The sequence below is a fragment of the Streptomyces sp. I05A-00742 genome (genome assembly GCF_013055795.1).
GTDB lineage: Bacteria > Actinomycetota > Actinomycetes > Streptomycetales > Streptomycetaceae > Streptomyces.
This window is the reverse complement of the sequence record NZ_JABETO010000011.1, coordinates 174,781-192,386: the sequence shown is the minus strand read 5'-3', so window position 1 is coordinate 192,386 and position 17,606 is coordinate 174,781. Positions and strand designations below refer to the sequence as shown.

At 71.4% G+C, this 17,606-nt stretch carries 15 protein-coding genes; 6 read left to right on the top strand and 9 right to left on the bottom strand.

The window, feature by feature from the left end:
- The 5 genes from HN013_RS14020 to HN013_RS14000 form a co-directional block, all read left to right on the top strand.
- Nucleotides 1–449 (top strand): helix-turn-helix domain-containing protein (locus HN013_RS14020; RefSeq protein ID WP_171166440.1); only part of this gene is annotated, 449 nt, incomplete at its 5' end.
- A 62-nt stretch (nucleotides 450–511) separates the two neighbouring features.
- Complete coding sequence (locus HN013_RS14015; protein ID WP_171166439.1) at nucleotides 512–859, top strand: hypothetical protein; 348 nt, start codon at nucleotides 512–514, stop codon at nucleotides 857–859.
- Nucleotides 860–1,001: 142 nt separating this feature from the next.
- The gene (locus tag HN013_RS14010; protein ID WP_171166438.1) at nucleotides 1,002–1,334 is read left to right on the top strand and encodes a hypothetical protein; all 333 of its coding nucleotides are present in this window, start codon (nucleotides 1,002–1,004) and stop codon (nucleotides 1,332–1,334) included.
- 103 nt (nucleotides 1,335–1,437) lie between these two features.
- Nucleotides 1,438–2,346 (top strand): serine hydrolase, encoded by a 909-nt coding sequence (locus tag HN013_RS14005; RefSeq protein ID WP_171166437.1) that lies wholly within the window; start codon nucleotides 1,438–1,440, stop codon nucleotides 2,344–2,346.
- 181 nt (nucleotides 2,347–2,527) lie between these two features.
- Entirely contained in the window at nucleotides 2,528–3,448 is a 921-nt protein-coding gene (locus HN013_RS14000) for a serine hydrolase (protein ID WP_171166436.1), read from the top strand.
- Nucleotides 3,449–3,584: 136 nt separating this feature from the next.
- On the opposite strand, the gene HN013_RS13995 is transcribed toward HN013_RS14000, so the two are convergent.
- The 3 genes from HN013_RS13995 to HN013_RS13985 form a co-directional block, all read right to left on the bottom strand.
- On the bottom strand, nucleotides 3,585–3,776 hold the full coding sequence (locus tag HN013_RS13995) for a ferredoxin (RefSeq protein WP_171166435.1): 192 nt from the start codon (nucleotides 3,774–3,776) through the stop codon (nucleotides 3,585–3,587).
- A 19-nt stretch (nucleotides 3,777–3,795) separates the two neighbouring features.
- Nucleotides 3,796–5,031, bottom strand: a complete 1,236-nt coding sequence (locus HN013_RS13990; RefSeq protein WP_171166434.1) for a cytochrome P450 — start codon at nucleotides 5,029–5,031, stop codon at nucleotides 3,796–3,798.
- A gap of 117 nt (nucleotides 5,032–5,148) precedes the next feature.
- Nucleotides 5,149–5,742: a TetR/AcrR family transcriptional regulator gene (locus tag HN013_RS13985; RefSeq protein ID WP_171166433.1), complete on the bottom strand. Its 594-nt coding sequence runs from the start codon at nucleotides 5,740–5,742 to the stop codon at nucleotides 5,149–5,151.
- Between the two features lie 96 nt (nucleotides 5,743–5,838).
- On the opposite strand from HN013_RS13985, the gene HN013_RS13980 reads away from it, so the two are divergent.
- Nucleotides 5,839–7,392 (top strand): MFS transporter, encoded by a 1,554-nt coding sequence (locus HN013_RS13980; RefSeq protein WP_171166432.1) that lies wholly within the window; start codon nucleotides 5,839–5,841, stop codon nucleotides 7,390–7,392.
- Between the two features lie 146 nt (nucleotides 7,393–7,538).
- On the opposite strand, the gene serA is transcribed toward HN013_RS13980, so the two are convergent.
- The 6 genes from serA to HN013_RS13950 form a co-directional block, all read right to left on the bottom strand.
- Complete coding sequence (gene serA / locus HN013_RS13975) at nucleotides 7,539–9,143, bottom strand: phosphoglycerate dehydrogenase (protein ID WP_171166431.1); 1,605 nt, start codon at nucleotides 9,141–9,143, stop codon at nucleotides 7,539–7,541.
- Between the two features lie 245 nt (nucleotides 9,144–9,388).
- Nucleotides 9,389–10,390, bottom strand: coding sequence for a ketol-acid reductoisomerase (gene ilvC / locus HN013_RS13970; protein WP_171166430.1), 1,002 nt, complete (start codon nucleotides 10,388–10,390; stop codon nucleotides 9,389–9,391).
- 97 nt (nucleotides 10,391–10,487) lie between these two features.
- Complete coding sequence (gene ilvN, locus HN013_RS13965) at nucleotides 10,488–11,012, bottom strand: acetolactate synthase small subunit (RefSeq protein ID WP_171166429.1); 525 nt, start codon at nucleotides 11,010–11,012, stop codon at nucleotides 10,488–10,490.
- Nucleotides 11,013–11,035: 23 nt separating this feature from the next.
- A complete protein-coding gene (locus HN013_RS13960) occupies nucleotides 11,036–12,904 on the bottom strand; it encodes an acetolactate synthase large subunit (protein ID WP_171166428.1) in 1,869 nt (622 codons plus the stop codon).
- Between the two features lie 299 nt (nucleotides 12,905–13,203).
- On the bottom strand, nucleotides 13,204–16,197 hold the full coding sequence (locus HN013_RS13955) for an EAL domain-containing protein (protein ID WP_171166427.1): 2,994 nt from the start codon (nucleotides 16,195–16,197) through the stop codon (nucleotides 13,204–13,206).
- A 378-nt stretch (nucleotides 16,198–16,575) separates the two neighbouring features.
- Nucleotides 16,576–17,565, bottom strand: a complete 990-nt coding sequence (locus tag HN013_RS13950; RefSeq protein WP_171166426.1) for a 2-hydroxyacid dehydrogenase — start codon at nucleotides 17,563–17,565, stop codon at nucleotides 16,576–16,578.
- Between the last annotated feature and the right edge of the window lie 41 nt (nucleotides 17,566–17,606).

Here is a 17,606-nt window from a genome sequence, read left to right as displayed (position 1 = left end):
ACTCGCCCCGGGCGGGCGCGGGCGGCGGCCCCGGCCTGGCCGCCGCCGGGCTGGGCACACCCCGCAAGGGCCTCGCCGAGCTCCCCGACGCCTGGGCCGAGGCCCTGTCCGCCGCCCGCGCGGCGGCGGCCGAACGCCGTCTCGGCCCGCTGGCGGAGTGGGCCGCCATCGGCCCGTACCGAGTACTCACCGGGCTCCCCACCGACCGCGCCGCCGACCCGGCCGTCCGGCCGCTCCTGGAGCCCTCCCACGCCGAACTCGCCCGCACCACCGAGGTCTACCTCGACTGCGCCGGCCAGGCCGGCCGCGCCGCCGCCGCCCTCGGCATCCACCGCCAGACGCTCTACTACCGCCTCTCCCGCGTCGAACAGCTCACCGGACTGGACCTGGACAACGGCGAGGACCGGCTGCTGCTGCACATGACGCTGAAGGGGTCACGGCTGGGGTAGCCGGGGGTCCGCTCGCCCCTGCCGACGGTGGGCCGCCCGCCGGTGATCACTACAGTCCCCGCATGGGCATACGAGACGAACTCCTCATCGACCTGATCAACCGCACCGAGATGGAGGGCGCCGGTCCGCGCATCGCGGTGGTGACGCAGGGCGTGGTGCTCACCGGCCGCATCGCGGCGCAGCCGCACTGGGCGGCGCAGGTCGCCGGGCGGCTCGGGGACGCCGGGCTGCCCGACGAGCGCTTCGCGGAGGACTTTGCGCGGGAGGCGGAGGAGCCGCAGGCGTATCCGCCGGACTTCCTGCACCTCCAGGGCTGTCAGCTGATCTCGGGGGCCAGCAGCCTCCCCTCCGCGCTGGGCGAGTTCTTCCGGGTGCCGCTGTCCGCGGTGAGCGCGTGGAGCGTGCGCTGAGCCACGGCCGGGAGGCGCCCGAAGTCGCAGCGCGCACAGGGAAATACGCACGACAGCGCCCCGGCCGCCGAATTACTGTCCCTCACGGCGCCCGCCCCGGCGGGCGGCCGACCGACGTTCCCGGCACGGAGGAGGCAGACCCATGGCCATGCCCAGGAAGGGCAGTCGGCGCATCACCGTCGACGGCATCGCGTACCGGTGGCGGGTGCGCCACCGGCCGACGTACGACCAGGCCGTCGCCGGCGCCCCGCTGACCTACGCCGTGGAACAGGCGGAGAGCCCCGGCACCACCCTGGTGGTCACGGCGGAGGGGACGCGCCCGGACGGCTGGTTCGGCGCTCCGTCCGTGGTCGTCACGCCGTCCACCGTGGCCGAGGTCGTCAGGACCGCGCGCTCCCGGGGGTGGACACCGGAACGGCCGGGCCCGTCCTTCCACCTGGACTGCTCGGTGGAGAGCTCCCCCTCCGCGGCCTGACCCACATGCGCCCATAGTGCAACCATTCGATTTAATGCCGAGTCATGGGAGGTGAGTGCACCCGTGGTGCCTCATCGCAATCCGGTACAGGGGGGAAACACCCATGACTCAGCACCACATATCCCGGCGCGCCGTCACCGCGGCAGTGGCCGCGGCGGCCGTCGCCGCGCCGCTCGCCATGGCTGAGCCGGCCGCCGCGGCGGGCCCGAAGGTCGTCTGCACCTCGGGCAAGTCCGGCCTCGCGGCCAAGCTCACCAAGGACATCACCGCGTCGCTGCGCGGGCGGGCCGGGTACACCGGCATCGCCTTCAACGACCCGGCGACGAAGACGACGTGCACGTACGACGCGGACCGGCAGTTCGACTCCGCGAGTATCTTCAAGCCGATCGTCCTCGGCACGCTGCTGTGGGACGCGGACCGGAACAAGCGCTCCCTGACGTCGCGCGAGAAGGCCCTCGCCAAGAAGATGATCACGGAGTCGGACAACGACTCCACCACGGAGCTGCGGAACCGCCTCACCACCGCGAAGATCAAGGCGTTCACCAAGGCCGCCGGCATGACCCGGACCCTGCCCAACCAGACCTGGGGCACCACCCAGATCACCGCCCGGGACGAACAGAAGCTCCTCTCCCTGCTGACCACGGGGAACAAGCTGATCACCGACAAGTCGCGAGCCTACGCCCTCGACCTGATGAACAAGGTGATCCCCTCCCAGCGCTGGGGCACCCCGGCCGGCGCCCCCAAGGGCACCAAGGTCCATGTGAAGAACGGCTGGTTGCAGCGGAGCAAGGACGGCCTCTGGCGGGTGCACAGCATCGGCGCCTTCTCCGGTGGCGGCCGCACGTACACCCTGTCGGTCCTCACCCACGGCAACCGCACCTGGCAGGGGGGCATCGACACCATCCAGGCCGTCGCCCGGGCCGTCCACCGGGACCTCAACCCGGCGGTGAAGAGCTCGATGCTCATCGCCCCGCCGGCCCACCCGCAGGAGGTCATGCCGCCGCAGTCCTGACCGGGGATCGCGTGGAGGGGCCCGGACCGGATGGTCCGGGCCCCTCCCGCTTTTTCCGGACTCTTCCGCTCCAAGGTTGCGTTTCTTCACGCAACTGATTGATGATCTTGGGAGCTCCTGAGAAGCGAGTCACCGCGTGATCGCGGTGGCTCGCTTCCATCAGTCCATGGGGGGACTTCCGATGACACACCACTCCATATCCCGCCGCGCGCTGACCGCCGCCCTGGCCACCGGCGTGCTCGCCGGGCCGCTCGTGGCGGCCGCACCGGCGTCGGCGGCCGCCGCGGCACCGAAGGTCGTCTGCACCTCGGCCAAGCCCGGGCTCGCCGCCAAGCTCACCAAGGACATCACCGCGTCGCTGCGCGGCAAGCCCAAGCGGCTCGCCGTCGCCGTCGAGGACCCGGCGACGAAGACCCGGTGCGCGTACAACGGGGACGCCCAGTTCGACTCGGCCAGCGTCATCAAGGCGACCGTCCTCGGCACGCTGCTCTGGGACGCGGGGAAGCACAAGCGGCAGCTGACGTCCTGGGAGAAGAACCGCGCCTGGGACATGATCACCTGGTCGGACAACGACTCGACCTCCAGCCTCTGGAAGCGGCTCGGCAGCTCCAAGGTCAAGGCGTTCACCAAGGCCGCCGGCATGACCCGGACGGTCCCCAACGCGGGCAAGACCTGGGGCATCAGCCAGATCACCGCGAACGACCAGCAGAAGCTCCTCGGCGTGTTCACCCAGCGGAACAAGCTGCTGAGCGACAAGGACCGGACGTACGCCCTCGGCCTGATGAACAAGGTCGTCGACTGGCAGCGGTGGGGCACCCCGGCCGGCGCCCCCAAGGGCACGAAGATCCAGGTGAAGAACGGCTGGATGGCGCGTAGTTGGGACACGCGCTGGTACGTGCACAGCATCGGCGCCTTCACCGGCGGCGGCCGCACCTACACGATGACGGTGCTCACCTACGGCACCTCCGGCGAGAAGAGCGGCGCCAACGCCATCCAGGGCATCGCGCGGGTCATCCACAAGGACCTCAACCCGGCCATGAAGCCCCGGGCGGCCTTCGTCCCGCCGGCCCGCCCGCACGAGGTCGTCCCGCCGGGGGTCTGACCGGCGCCCCGGTGAGCCGGTGAGCCGTTGACCCGGCGCCCCGCTTCCCGGATGTTCGGCCGGGAGGCGGGGCGTCCTCGGTTCTCGTGTCCTAGGTTCTCGCGCCCTCGGGCCTCGCGTCCTCAGGCCCGGGTCCTCAGTCCTCGACGAGGGCGATCGCCTGTACCGGACAGGCCCGCACCGCCTCCTTCACCATGGGGTCCGCGCCGTCCTCGCCGCCGGGCCGGACGACGCCGAAGCCGTCGTCGTCCGTGTCGAAGACGCCGGGGGCGGTGAGGGCGCACTGACCCGAGCCGATGCACAGGTCCGAATCGATGCTGACGGGCATGGGGTACTCCGTTCTGCGGTCACCAGGTGACCGGGAGGGCGAACAGTCCTTGCACGGTGCCGCCGGGCTTGACGGGCACCTCATCCGGGGCAACGGCGAGCCGTAGCGTCGGGATACGGGCGAAAAGGGACGAGAAGGCGATTTCCAGCTCGGCCCGGGCCAGGTTCTGGCCCAGGCACTGGTGGATGCCGTACCCGAACGCCACGTGGTGACGGGCGGAGCGGCGCAGGTCGAGGACGTCGGGGTCGTCGTAGGCGGCCGCGTCGCGGTTGGCCTCCGGGGTGGCGAGGAGGACGCCGTCACCGACCCGGATGGTCTCACCGCCGGCCTCGATCTCCTCGACGGCCACCCGCACCAGCGAGTCGGCGATGGAGAGGTAGCGCAGCAGTTCCTCGACCGCGCCGCGCATCAGCTCCGGATCGGCGCGCAGCGCGGCCAGTTGCGCGGGGTGGCGGAGCAGGGTGTAGGTGCCGAGGGAGATCATGTTGGACGTGGTCTCGTGCCCGGCGATCAGCAGGAGCAGTCCCATGGAGACGAGTTCCTCCCGGTCCAGGACGCCGGACCGGTCCGCGAGGAGGGTGTCGAGCAGACCGTCGCCCGGCTCGTCCCGCTTCCGGTCGAGCAGTCGCCGGAGGTACGCGCGGAGTTCGTCCCTGGCCTCGCCGGCCTCTTCCACGGTCTCGGCGACCAGCAGTTGCCGGGACCGGCTCTCGAACAGCTCGTGATCCTCGTACGGGATGCCGAGCAGGGAACAGATGACCATGGACGGGACGGGGAGGGCGTACGCCGACACGAGGTCGGCTCCGGGGCCGGCGGCCAGCATGCGGTCGAGGAGGTCGTCCACGACCCGTTGGATGCCCGGGCGCATGGCCGCGATCCGCTGGAGGCCGAAGCCCGGGATGAGCATCCGGCGCTGCCGGTTGTGGCGGGGGTCGTCGACGCCGAGCAGGGTCAGGGACCGGATGCCCTGCTCGGCCTGGCGCGGCACGGCGACCGGGAAGTCCGGGTGCTGCCGGTCGGCGGAGAGGCGGGGATCGGTGAGGAGGGCGCGGACCTCGGCGTGGCCGGTGACGTACCAGACCTCGCGGCCGTCGAAGAGGGTCACGCGGGAGAGCGGGCGGTCCGCGGCGGAGGGGGCCTGGCCGGCGGCCGGGTGGTACGGGCAGGTGCGGTCCTGCGGCCATGCGGGGGCGGTGGTGGCGGTGGCGGTCGGGGCCGGTGGGGTGGCGGGGGCGTGGTGCGCGGTCTCGGTCATGACTGACCTCCGGCAAGCGGACTAGTATCCTTGGGCAACCATTAGAACGGAGGGCTCCGCCTCCGTCCATGACGCGCCACCGCATTCCGGCCACGTCCCCCGACGCACGGCCGGCCGCTAACCGGCGGCGTCCAGAACCCGTCCCGCGACGATGCGCCGCATGCCCTCGACGATGTCCTTGCCACGCGGCGCGATCTCCGGATCGATGAGCCACTGCACCCACAGGCCGATGAACAGGGCGTGGATGACGGAGCCGACGGTGCGCGCCGCGACCTCGGGCACATCATCGTCCTCGACCCCCTCGAAGATCGCCACGATGCCCTCGCGGCCGCTCGGCAGCACCGCGGCGAACCGCTCCCGCAGCTCGGGCCGGTTGGGCAACTGACCGATCATCTCGAACTGGGCGGCCCAGAACGCCTGGTCCGTCGAGAAGCCCTCCAGCAGCGAGTCCCAGCAGGCCGCCATCCGCTCGTCGTGCGAGGCGGCGGGATCCGCTCCGGCGGCCAGCGCCCGGCCGACCTTCTCGCCCCACTCCTCCGTCAGCTGGATGAAGGCGGCCATCATCAGCGCCTCCTTGGAGCCGTAGTGGTAACCGATCGAGGCCAGGTTGGCCCCCGAGGCCGCCACGATGTCGCGCGCGGTGGTGCGCACCCAGCCCTTCTCCAGGAGGCAGCGCTTGGCGCCTTCGAGCAGATCTTCGCGATGTCCCATGCGGGAAGCCTAGCCGCGTTCCATACGCATGTCATGGACGCCCGTCTTAAACAAGCGTCATAGACAAGCGTTTAAGACGTGTGTACATTCCTGCCCATGACGAACCCCAGCCCCCGTGCCGGGCGCAGGGAGTGGACCGCCTTTGTCGTCCTCCTGCTGCCTCTCCTCCTTGTCTCCATGGACACCTCCGTCCTCTTCTTCGCCGTCCCCGAAATCACCCGGGACCTGGGCGCGAGCAGCACCCAGCAGCTCTGGATCTTCGACAGCTACGCGTTCGCCCTCGCCGGGCTGCTGATCACGATGGGTTCGCTCGGCGACCGGATCGGCCGCCGCAAGCTCCTGCTGCTGGGTGCCGCCGCCTTCGGCGCGGCCTCCGTGGCCGCGGCCTACGCGCAGAGCGCCGAGACGCTGATCGCGGCGCGGTTCGTCCTGGGCATCGGCGGTGCGACGCTGATGCCGAGCACGATGGGGCTGGTGCGCAACATGTTCCGCGACGACGCGCAGCGCACCAAGGCCATCGGCATCTGGTCCGCGGCCATGGCCGGCGGCATCGCCCTCGGCTCGGTGGCCGGCGGGGTGATGCTCAGGCACTTCTGGTGGGGTTCGGTCTTCCTGGTGAACGTGCCCGCCATGGTGCTGCTGCTGGTCTGCGCGCCGCTCCTCGTCCCGGAGTTCAAGGACCCGCGGCCGGGCCGCTTCGACGCGCCGGGCGTGCTGCTGTCGATGGGCGCCGTGCTGCCCACGATCTACGGCGTCAAGGAGATGGCAGCCGACGGCTTCAGCCTCCCGCGGCTGCTGTGCCTGGTCGCCGGGCTGGTGCTCGGTGCCGCGTTCGTCCGGCGGCAGCGTCGTGGCCGGGGGACGATGATCAGCCGCGAGCTGTTCCGGCACCGTGCCTTCGGGGCGGGCATCGGCCTCAACACCCTCGCGATGTTCGCCATGATGGGCTCCTCGTACTTCACCACGCAGTACCTCCAGTCCGTCCTCGGCAAGGGGCCTCTGGAGGCCGCCCTCTGGGGCTCCCTCCCCTCCCTCGCCGTGGGTGTGGCGGGGCCGCTGGCCACTGTTCTGGCCCAGCGTGTGGACCGGGCCTACGTGATCGCCTCCGGCTTCGTGGTTGCCGCGGGTGGCTTCGCCCTGCTGCTCGGCATCGGTACGCGCTCGTTGACGCTCACGCTGATCTCCTGCGCGGTCATCGCCTGCGGCATCGTCACGGTGATGGCTCTGGTCTCGGACCTGGCCCTTGCCGCCACGCCTCCGGAGAAGGCCGGCTCGGCCGCCTCGCTGCTGGAGACCGGGCAGGAGTTCGGCGGGGCCCTCGGCATGGCCGTCTTCGGCAGCGTCGGGATGGCGGTCTACCGGCGGGATGTGACCGACGCGGTCTCCCCTGCGCTGCCGCACGGCCAACTGGAGGCGGTGCGTGAGACGGTGACTGGTGCGGCGGTGGTGGCTGCCCGTCTGCCGGGGCGTACGGGGGACGCGGTGCTGTCGGCTGCGCGGGAGGCGTTTGTGCATGGCATGCACGTGGCTGCCGTGGGGGCGGTTGTGGTGCTGGTCGTGGGGGCGGCGGTGGCGGCGCGGGCTTTGCGCGGGTGCGCGGAGGCGGCACAGGTGGAGGTGCCCCAGCCCCGCCCTTTCACCGTTTCTTGAGGGGGCAAGCCCCCGCACCCCCAGAAGCGCGCTGCGCGCGCTGTCCTCAAACGCCGGACGGGCTGTCTCAGCCCGTCCGGCGTTTGAGGACAAAGCGGCGAAGCCGCTTGCCACGCGGGCCCGGGGCACCGCCCGCGCAGCGCCCCCTAATCCGTCAAGTTCACCGCCCGCGCCGACGCCGCCCCGATCTCATCCGCGATCTCCGCAAGCACCGGCAGCGGAATCGACTCGTCAACCGTGAGAGCGACGAGCGCCTCGCCCCCCTCAGTCGCCCGCGACACCTGCATCCCCGCGATGTTGATACCGGCCTCGCCGAGGATGCGGCCGATCGTGCCGACGACACCGGGCCGGTCCACATAGCGAAGGAAGGCCATGTGGTCGGCGAGAGCGAGATCGACGTCCTTCTCACCGACGGCGACGATCTTCTGGAGGTGCTTGGGGCCGGCGAGGGTGCCGGAGATGGAGACCTCGTCGCCGCCGGAGAGGGTGCCGCGGACGGTGACGACGTTGCGGTGCTCGGTGGACTCGGAGCCGGTGGTGAGGCGGACCTCGACGCCGCGCTCCTGGGCGAAGAGGGGGGCGTTCACGTAGGAGACGGTCTCGTCGACGATGTCCTCGAAGACGCCCTTGAGGGCGGAGAGTTCGAGCACCTTGACGTCGTGCTGGGTGAGCTCGCCGTACACCTCGACGTCGAGCCGGAGCGCTACCTCGCCGGCCAGGGCCGTGAAGATGCGTCCCAGCTTCTCGGCGAGCGGCAGGGCGGGCTTGACGTCCTCGGCGATGACGCCGCCCTGCACATTGACGGCGTCGGGCACCAGCTCGCCGGCGAGCGCGAGCCGCACGGAGCGGGCGACGGCGATGCCGGCCTTCTCCTGGGCCTCACCGGTGGAGGCGCCCAGGTGCGGGGTGGCCACGACGTTGTCGAACTCGAAGAGGGGCGAGTCGGTGCACGGCTCGGTCGCGTAGACGTCCAGTCCCGCGCCCGCGACGCGGCCTTCCTTCAGGGCGGCGGCGAGGGCGGTCTCGTCGACGATGCCGCCGCGGGCGGCGTTGACGATGCGGACGGACGGCTTGACCTTGCGGAGCGCCTCGTCGCCGATCAGACCGAGCGTCTCCGGGGTCTTGGGCAGGTGGACGGTGATGAAGTCGGCCGTCTCCAGCAGCTCGTCGAGCGTGCAGAGCTTGACGCCCATCTGCGCGGCGCGCGCCGGCTGGACGTAGGGGTCGTAGGCGACGACCTTCATACCGAAGGCGGACATGCGCTGGGCGACGAGCACGCCGATGCGGCCCAGGCCCACCACGCCGAGGGTCTTCTCGGAGAGCTCCACGCCGGTGTACTTCGACCGCTTCCACTCGCCGTTCCGCAGCGCGAAGTTGGCCTGGGGGATGTTGCGGGCGGTGGCGATGAGCAGGCCGCAGGCGAGCTCGGCGGCGGTGACGATGTTGGACGTCGGGGCGTTCACGACCATCACGCCGGCCTTGGTGGCGGCGGAGACGTCCACGTTGTCGAGGCCCACGCCGGCGCGGGCGACGACCCGCAGCCGCTTGGCGACGGCGACCGCCTCGGCGTCGACCTTGGTGGCCGAGCGCACCAGGATGGCGTCGACGTCCACGAGGGAGGCCAGCAGGTCGGCCCGGTCGGCGCCGTTGCAGTGCCGGATCTCGAAGTCCGGCCCGAGGGCGTCGACGGTGGCGGGCGAGAGCTCCTCGGCGATGAGTACGACGGGTTTGCGGGTCGAAGCAGTGCTCACGGGGTCCTCAGTCCTCACTGGTCCATGGGTTTCCCGACCGTGCTGCGGGGGGCCACGGGGCAAGACGGCCGTCCCGACGGCCGCAGGCGGTGAAGGGGCGCAGCCGCGTGGAGACGCACGACGCTGTGAGCCTGACGCGCTTTGTTGCGGAGAAGTGTATCGGCGGACGGGCGGCCGCCCCGCGCGGTTCCCCGAGGATCACCCCTAGGGGCCGCGGCAGGTCGCCGCGGCCCCTGCGGAGGGGATCAGCTCTCGTCTTCGACCCAGCTCATCAGCTTGCGCAGCTTCGTGCCCGTCGTCGCCAGCAGGTGGTCCTGGTCGGCCTTCTTGTACTCGTTGTACTTCGGCAGGCCGGACTTGTACTCCTTCATCCAGTTCTCGGCGAAGGTGCCGTCCTGGATCTCGCCGAGGACCTTCTTCATCTCGGCCTTCGTCTGCTCGGTGACGATGCGCGGGCCGGTGACGTAGTCGCCCCACTCGGCGGTCTCGGAGACGGACCAGCGCATCTTCTCCAGGCCGCCCTCGTACATCAGGTCCACGATCAGCTTGAGCTCGTGGAGGCACTCGAAGTACGCGATCTCCGGCTGGTAGCCGGCCTCGACGAGGGTCTCGAAGCCCGCCTTGACCAGGGCGCTGGCGCCGCCGCAGAGCACGGCCTGCTCGCCGAAGAGGTCGGTCTCGGTCTCCTCGGTGAACGTCGTCCTGATGACGCCGGCCCGGGTGCCGCCGATGGCCTTGGCGTAGGAGAGGGCGAGGTCGAAGGCCTTGCCGGAGGCGTCCTGCTCGACGGCCGCGATGCACGGGACGCCGCGGCCCTCCTCGTACTGACGGCGCACCAGGTGGCCCGGGCCCTTGGGGGCGACCATGCAGACGTCGACGCCGGCCGGGGGCTTGATGAAGCCGAAGCGGATGTTGAAGCCATGGCCGAAGAACAGCGCGTCGCCGTCCTTCAGGTGCTCCTTGACCGACTGCTCGTAGACCTCGGCCTGGATCGGGTCCGGGACGAGGATCATGATGACGTCGGCCTCGGCCGCCGCCTCGGCCGGGGTGACCACGCGCAGGCCCTGCTCCTCGGCCTTCTGCCGGGACTTGGAGCCCTCGTGCAGACCCACGCGGACGTCGACGCCCGAGTCGCGCAGCGACAGCGCGTGGGCGTGGCCCTGGCTGCCGTAGCCGAGGACCGCCACCTTGCGGCGCTGGATGAGGGACAGGTCGGCGTCGTTGTCGTAGAACAGCTCGGCAGCCACGTGTGGTTTCTCCTTGATTGCGAGGTGTTGCGTCCCACCGTATGACGGCGGGGAGCCGGTAAGTCGTCGGGTCCCGGTATCCGGGCCCGGGACGGGGTCAGGCGGAGCGGTCCAGGGCCCGCAGGCTGCGGTCGGTGATCGAGCGGGCGCCGCGGCCGATGGCGATGCTGCCGGACTGCACCAGCTCCTTGATGCCGAACGGTTCCAGCATCTTGAGCATGGCGTTGAGCTTGTCGCTGCCGCCGGTGGCCTCGACGGTGATCGCCTCCGGGGAGACGTCCACGGTCTTGGCGCGGAACAGCTGGACGATCTCGGTGATCTGGGAGCGGTTCTCGTTGTCGGCGCGGACCTTCACCAGGACGAGCTGGCGCTGGACGGCCGAGCCGTCCTCCAGCTCGACGATCTTCAGCACGTTGACGAGCTTGTTGAGCTGCTTGGTGACCTGCTCCAGCGGCAGCGACTCGACGTTGACGACGATGGTGATGCGGGAGATGTCCGGGTGCTCGGTGACACCGACCGCGAGTGAGTCGATGTTGAAGCCGCGGCGGGAGAACAGGGCGGCGATCCTGGCCAGGATGCCGGGGGTGTTCTCCACCAGGACGGAGAGCGTGTGCTTGGTCATGGTCGGTCTTCTCTCTCCTGGTGTCAGTCGTCGACGACGTCGCCGAAGTCGGGGCGGACCCCGCGGGCGGCGAGGATCCGGTCGTTGGACGTGCCGGCCTCGACCATCGGCCAGACCATGGCGTCCTGATGGACGATGAAGTCCACCACGACCGGACGGTCGTTGATCGCGTTGGCCTGCTCGATGACGGCGTCCAGCTCCGCCGGGTCCTCACAGCGCAGGCCCACGCAGCCCATGGCCTCGGCGAGCTTGACGAAGTCCGGGACGCGGGTGCCCGCGGAGGGCTGCTTGCCGTCGGCCTCGGGGCCGGAGTGCAGCACGGTGTTGGAGTAGCGCTCGTTGTAGAAGAGGGTCTGCCACTGGCGGACCATGCCCAGGGAGCCGTTGTTGATGACGGCGACCTTGACCGGGATGTTGTTGAGGGCGCAGGTGACCAGTTCCTGGTTGGTCATCTGGAAGCAGCCGTCCCCGTCGATCGCCCACACGGTGCGGTCCGGCATACCGACCTTGGCGCCCATCGCGGCCGGGACGGCGTAGCCCATGGTCCCCGCGCCCCCCGAGTTGAGCCAGGTGGCGGGCTGGTCGTAGGAGATGAAGTGGGCGGCCCACATCTGGTGCTGGCCGACGCCCGAGGTGTAGACGGTGTTCTCCGGGGCGAGCTGCCCGATGCGCTGGATGACCTGCTGCGGGGAGAGGCTGCCGTCCTCGGGGCGGTCGTAGCCCAGCGGGTAGGTCTCGCGCCAGCGGTCGATGTCGCCCCACCAGCCGGTGAGGTCGCCGGTGTGACCGGCGGAGTGCTCGGCCTGGACGGCGACGATCAGGTCGGCCAGGACCTCCCGGGCGTCGCCGACGATCGGCACATCCGCGACACGGTTCTTGCCGATCTCGGCGGGGTCGATGTCCGCGTGGACGACCTTGGCGTTCGGCGCGAAGGAGTCGAGCCGGCCGGTGACGCGGTCGTCGAAGCGGGCGCCCAGGGCCACGATCAGGTCGGACTTCTGGAGGGCGGTGACGGCGGCGACCGAGCCGTGCATGCCCGGCATGCCGATGTGCTGCGGGTGGCCGTCCGGGAAGGCGCCGAGCGCCATCAGGGTGGTGGTGACGGGCGCGCCGGTCAGCTCGGCGAAGACCTTGAGCTCGGCGGTGGCACGGGCCTTGAGCACCCCGCCGCCGACGTAGAGCACCGGCCGCTTCGCCTGGGTGATCAGTTTGGCGGCCTCGCGGATCTGTTTGGCGTGCGGCTTGGTGACGGGCCGGTAGCCGGGCAGGTCGGTGTGGGGCGGCCAGACGAAGGTGGTGCGCGCCTGGAGGGCGTCCTTGGCGATGTCGACCAGGACCGGGCCGGGCCGTCCTGTGGAGGCGACGTGGAACGCCTCGGCGATCGTCCGCGGGATCTCCGCCGCGTCCGTGACCAGCCAGTTGTGCTTGGTGATCGGCATGGTGATGCCGCAGATGTCCGCCTCCTGGAAGGCGTCCGTGCCGATCGACTTGGACGAGACCTGACCGGTGATGGCCACCATCGGGACCGAGTCCATATGGGCGTCCGCGATGGGCGTCACAAGGTTGGTGGCACCGGGTCCCGAGGTCGCCATGCAGACGCCGACCCGGCCGGTGGCCTGGGCGTATCCGGTGGCGGCGTGGCCCGCGCCCTGCTCGTGGCGGACGAGGATGTGACGCACCTTCGAGGAGTCCAGCATCGGGTCGTACGCCGGGAGGATCGCACCGCCGGGGATGCCGAACACGGTGTCGGCCCCGACCTCCTCCAGCGAGCGGATGAGCGACTGCGCGCCCGTGACGCCGGGCTCCACGATGGCGGGCTGCTGCTGCGCCGCGCCGCCGCGGGAGCGCGGTTGCGGATGGGGGGCCCCGGTGGCCTGCTCGGTCATCGACATTCTCTTCTCGGAGATTCGAACTGCTGGGGACGAACGCTTCGACGGACTGCTTCGGGGAACCGCCGCGGCCGGCCGGGCCGGACTGCGGGAGGGTCGGTTCTGGTGGGCGGTGGAGTCTCGGGGGCGGTGTCGGTGCGGTATCGGTGCAACAAAAAACCCCTCGTGCCGTAAGGCAAGCGAGGGGAGCGCGCCGGTGTGGTAGCAGGCGGTGGATGGGGCCTGCTTCAGCCGACGCGCTGTCCAAGTACGAGAATTCGGGTGCGCATGGGATTGACCCTCTCCCTGTCACGGGCGAGGTGTCAAGTGGGTGGGATGGGCGTCTCACTATTTGAGCGCAATGGAGCATGGGCGAGCGCCCCCGCGCCCCCGGCGGCTCCGGCCCGGGCGCCCGACGGCATGATCACGTTGACGGGAACCGGGCCGCCGACAAGCACCCGTTTCCCGCCGCCCAGGCCCTTGGCCAGGGGCGGCGGCAGGGTGCCGCCGGGGGCGGAGCCGCCCTCGCCGTCCGCGGGCTCACCGGGCACCGGGAAGGTGCCGCGGGCGAGGGCCTGGCGCAGCCGGTGCTCGTCGAGCGGCCCGGAGAACGCCAGGCCCTGGGCGTGCGTGCAGCCCATGGCGCGGAGTACACGGGCTTGTTCGGGGTCGTCCACGCCTTCGGCCACGGACTGCATCCCGAGCTCCGTCGCGATCCTCAGCAGCCCCGCGGTGATCTTGTGGAACCGGGTGGATTCGGCCACCCCGTCGACGAGGTCCCGGTCGAGCCGGAGGATGTCGATGGGCAGCTTGCGGAGGGCGCCCATCGCCGCGTACCCGCTGCCGAAGCCGTCGAGGGCGACGCGTACGCCGAACCGGCGCAGCGAGGCGAGCCGCCGCTCCAGCTCGTCCAGCGGGACGCGCGGGTCGCCGCCGGTCAGCTCCAGCACCAGCCCGCCGGACGGTACGCCGTGCCGCAGCAGCAGGGACTCGAAGTGCTTGGCCGGCAGCGCCTTGTCGACCAGGCGGGCGGCCGACAGCCGGACGTAGACGGGCACCGGGTGGCCCGCGAGGCGCCGGCGCTCGGCCTGTTCGACGGCCTTCTCCAGGGTCCACCGGCCGAGTTCGGCGGTGCGGCTGCCCTCCTCCTCGCGGTCGAGGTCGGCGACGCGCAGGAACTCCGCCGGGGTGAACAGGATGCCCTGGGGCGAGCGCCACCGGGCCTGTGCCGCGACGGCGGTGACGCGGCCGGTGGCCAGCTCGACCACGGGCTGGTGGAGCAGCGCGAACTCCCCGTCGTGCAGGGCGGTGCGCAGCCGGGTGGCCAGCTCCGCGCGGCGGACGACGTCGGCCTGCATCTGGGGCGCGTAGAGCTCGACGCGTCCCTTACCGGCCTGCTTGGCGCGGTACATGGCGAGGTCGGCGTTGCGCATCAGGGCGCCGGGGGTGATGCCGGGCTCCGCGAAGGCGACGCCGATGCTGGCGGCGACGCGGACCTCGGTGCCTCCTTCCACCACGTAGGGCTGGGAGAGGGTGAGCCGCAGCCGGTCGGCGATCTCCAGGATGCGGTACTCGCGGGCGGCCGGGTCGCGGGTGCCGTCGCCGATGATCAGCGCGGCGAACTCGTCGCCGCCGAACCGGGCGGTGCTGTCCCCGGCGCGTACGGACTCCTGGAGCCGGCGGGCGGCCTGGACGAGCAGTTCGTCCCCGGCCTGGTGGCCGACGGTGTCGTTGACGGCCTTGAAGCCGTCGAGGTCGATGAAGAGCACGGCCGTGCCGGGGTCGGTCATTCTGCGGCCGGCCAGGGCCTGCTGGACGCGCTTGGTGAACAGGGAGCGGTTGGGCAGGTCGGTGAGCGGGTCGTGCTCGGCCGTGTGCTGCAACTGGGCCTGGAGGCGCACCCGTTCGGTCACATCACGGCTGTTGAAGATGAGGCCCCCGTGGTGCCGGTTGACGGTCGACTCCACGTTCAGCCAGTCGCCGTCGCCGGAGCGGAAGCGGCACTCGATGCGGGTGGTCGGCTCGTCGGCGGGGGGCGCCGCCAGGAAGCGGCGCACCTCGTGGACGACGCGGCCCAGGTCCTCGGGGTGGATGAGGGAGGCCAGCTCGGAGCCGACCAGCTCCTCGGCCTCGCGCCCGTAGACACCGGCGGCGGCGGGGCTGACGTAGCGCAGTATGCCGGTCGGCGCGGCGATCATGATGACGTCGCTGGAGCCCTGCACCAGGGAGCGGAAGTGGTTCTCCTTCTGCGCCAGTTCCTGGGTGAGGGAGATGTTGTCGAGCAGCATGATGCCCTGCCGGACGACCAGCGCCAGGACGACCGTGCAGCCGGTGAACAGCACGACCCGGTCGACGTGGTGGCCGTCCAGGACGTTGTACAGGATGCCCAGGGTGCAGACGGCGGCGGCGAGGTACGGCGTGAGGGCCGCGAGGGAGCCGGCGATCGGACGGCTGCTGGGCTGCTGGACGGAGCGGCCCGCCCCGCCGCCGGTCGCGTTCTGCTCGCGGGCCACCCAGGGGGCGTAGGCCATCAGCATGTAGCCCGCGAACCAGCCCGCGTCGAGGATCTGGCCCGAGCGGTAGTTCTCGCGCAGCAGCGGTGAGGTGAACAGCGCGTCGCACAGCACCGTGAGGGCGAGGGCCGCGATCGCCGTGTTGACGGCGGACCGGTTGGCGGAGGAGCGCCGGAAGTGCAGGGCCAGCACCATGGAGACCAGCACGATGTCCAGCAGCGGGTACGCCAGGGAGAGGGCCGCGTGGGCCACCGTCTCACCGGCGAAGTGCGCGGTGTGGGCGAGCGCCAGGCTCCAGGAGAGCGTCAGCAGCGAGCCGCCGATCAGCCACGAGTCCAGCGCGAGGCAGACCCAGCCGGCCCGGGTGACCGGACGGCGGGCGAGGACCAGCAGGCCGATGATGGCGGGCGGCGCGAAGAGCAGGAACGCGAAGTCGGCGGGCGAGGTGCTGGGGACGTGCTGTCCGAGCACGACCTCGTACCAGCCCCAGACCGCGTTGCCGAAGCCGGCCATGCCCGAGGAGACGGCGAACAGCAGCCAGGCGGGGCGGAAGCGGGTGGTGCGCGTGCGCGCGTACCAGAAGCAGGAGACGGCCGCCAGGACGGCCGCCCCGCTGAGCCCGAAGTCGCCCATGGTGGTGGCGAGCTCGGGCGACCCCCAGCCGAAGGCCGCGCCCGTCGCGTAGCCCCCGCAGACGAGGGCGAGCAGGAGTTGCGACACCACGCCCGAGGCCCCGGCGGGCCCGCTGCCCGGCCCCCCGGCCGGTGCGGGGCGCCGGGGCAGGGCGGCTCCCTGGGCGGTCACCGCTCCGCCGTCCCGGGCAGAACCCGGAAGGGCCCCGGGGCCGCCACCCCCGGCAGCCACAGGATCGGGGCCGCCGTGCGGGCCGGATGGTGCCGCGCCGCCCGCGGGCGGACGGGCCGTCGCCGCCGCGACGGTGTCGAGTCCGGCCGAACCGGCCGCTGGTGCCTGAGCCGCGTCGGGTTGATCGTCCATTGGCCGTGCATCGCCCGTCGCCCCCCTTGAGTGCGGTACTTCGCTGCGCCCGTACGGTGCCCGGCGCAGCCCCCGGTCCGGACGATACACCAGACTCGTCACTCAGGGACATAGCTCATATACATAGCGTAACTAGCTACGGGATTATGGATACGCAGTGCAGTCAGACGGTATCTGTACGTGGCTTCAGATGGCAGTGGCTACGACGTTTCGCAGAGGCTCGTCCAGTATGAATTTGGCCAGTTGGCCACGGAGCAACGCTTCGGCGCGCGGCCGGAAGGCCGACGAGGGACCACCCACATGGGGGGTGACGAGCACGCCGGGGGCGCTCCACAACGGGTGCCCCGGGGGCAGCGGTTCCGGGTCGGTGACGTCCAGCGCGGCGCGCAGCCGCCCGCTCTCCAGCTCGGCGAGGAGCGCCCCGGTGTCCACAACAGCCCCACGCGCCACGTTGACCAGCAGCGCACCGTCCTTCATCCGGGCGAGGCGGCCGGCGTCCAGCAGTCCCCGGGTCTCGTCGGTGAGCGGCGTCACCACGATCACCACGTCGGCGTCCGGCAGGAGCTCGGGGAGGGCCGTGACCGGGTGCACGGGACCGCGCTCCGTGTGCCGCGGGGAGCGCGCGACGCGCGCCACCCGCGCGCATTCAAAGGGGGCGAGCCGGTCCTCGATGGCACTGCCGATCGACCCGTAACCCACAATGAGGACCGACTTGTCGGCGAGCGCCGGACGGAAGCCCTGCCGCCACTCCCCCGCGTCCTGCGCCCGGACGAACCCGGGGATGTCCCTGAGCGAGGCGAGGATCAGTGTGAGGGCCAGTTCGGCCGTGCTCGCGTCGTGCAGCCCGCGCGCGTTGCACAGCACCGCCCCGGCGGGCAGCAGCGGCAGGGCGGACTTGAGGTGGTCGACACCGGCCGTGAGGGCCTGGACGACGCGGACCCCGCGCATCAGGGGCAGCGGACGCGTGCACACCTCGGCGGACGCCAGCGCTCCGTCGATCTCGTAGGGGATCCCGTAGAAGGCCACCCGGGCCGGATCGGTGGGGTACTCCCCCGCGCCGTCCCAGTGGGCGTACTCCAGGCCCTCGGGCAGCCCCTCGATCTCCTCGGGGCGGAACGGCAGCCAGGCCAGGGGCCGGGGCTCGGAAGCGTGCGTACCGCTGTGATCTGCGCTCATGCCGCGAGGCTATGCGAAGGCCCCTGACCGTCGAACGTCCC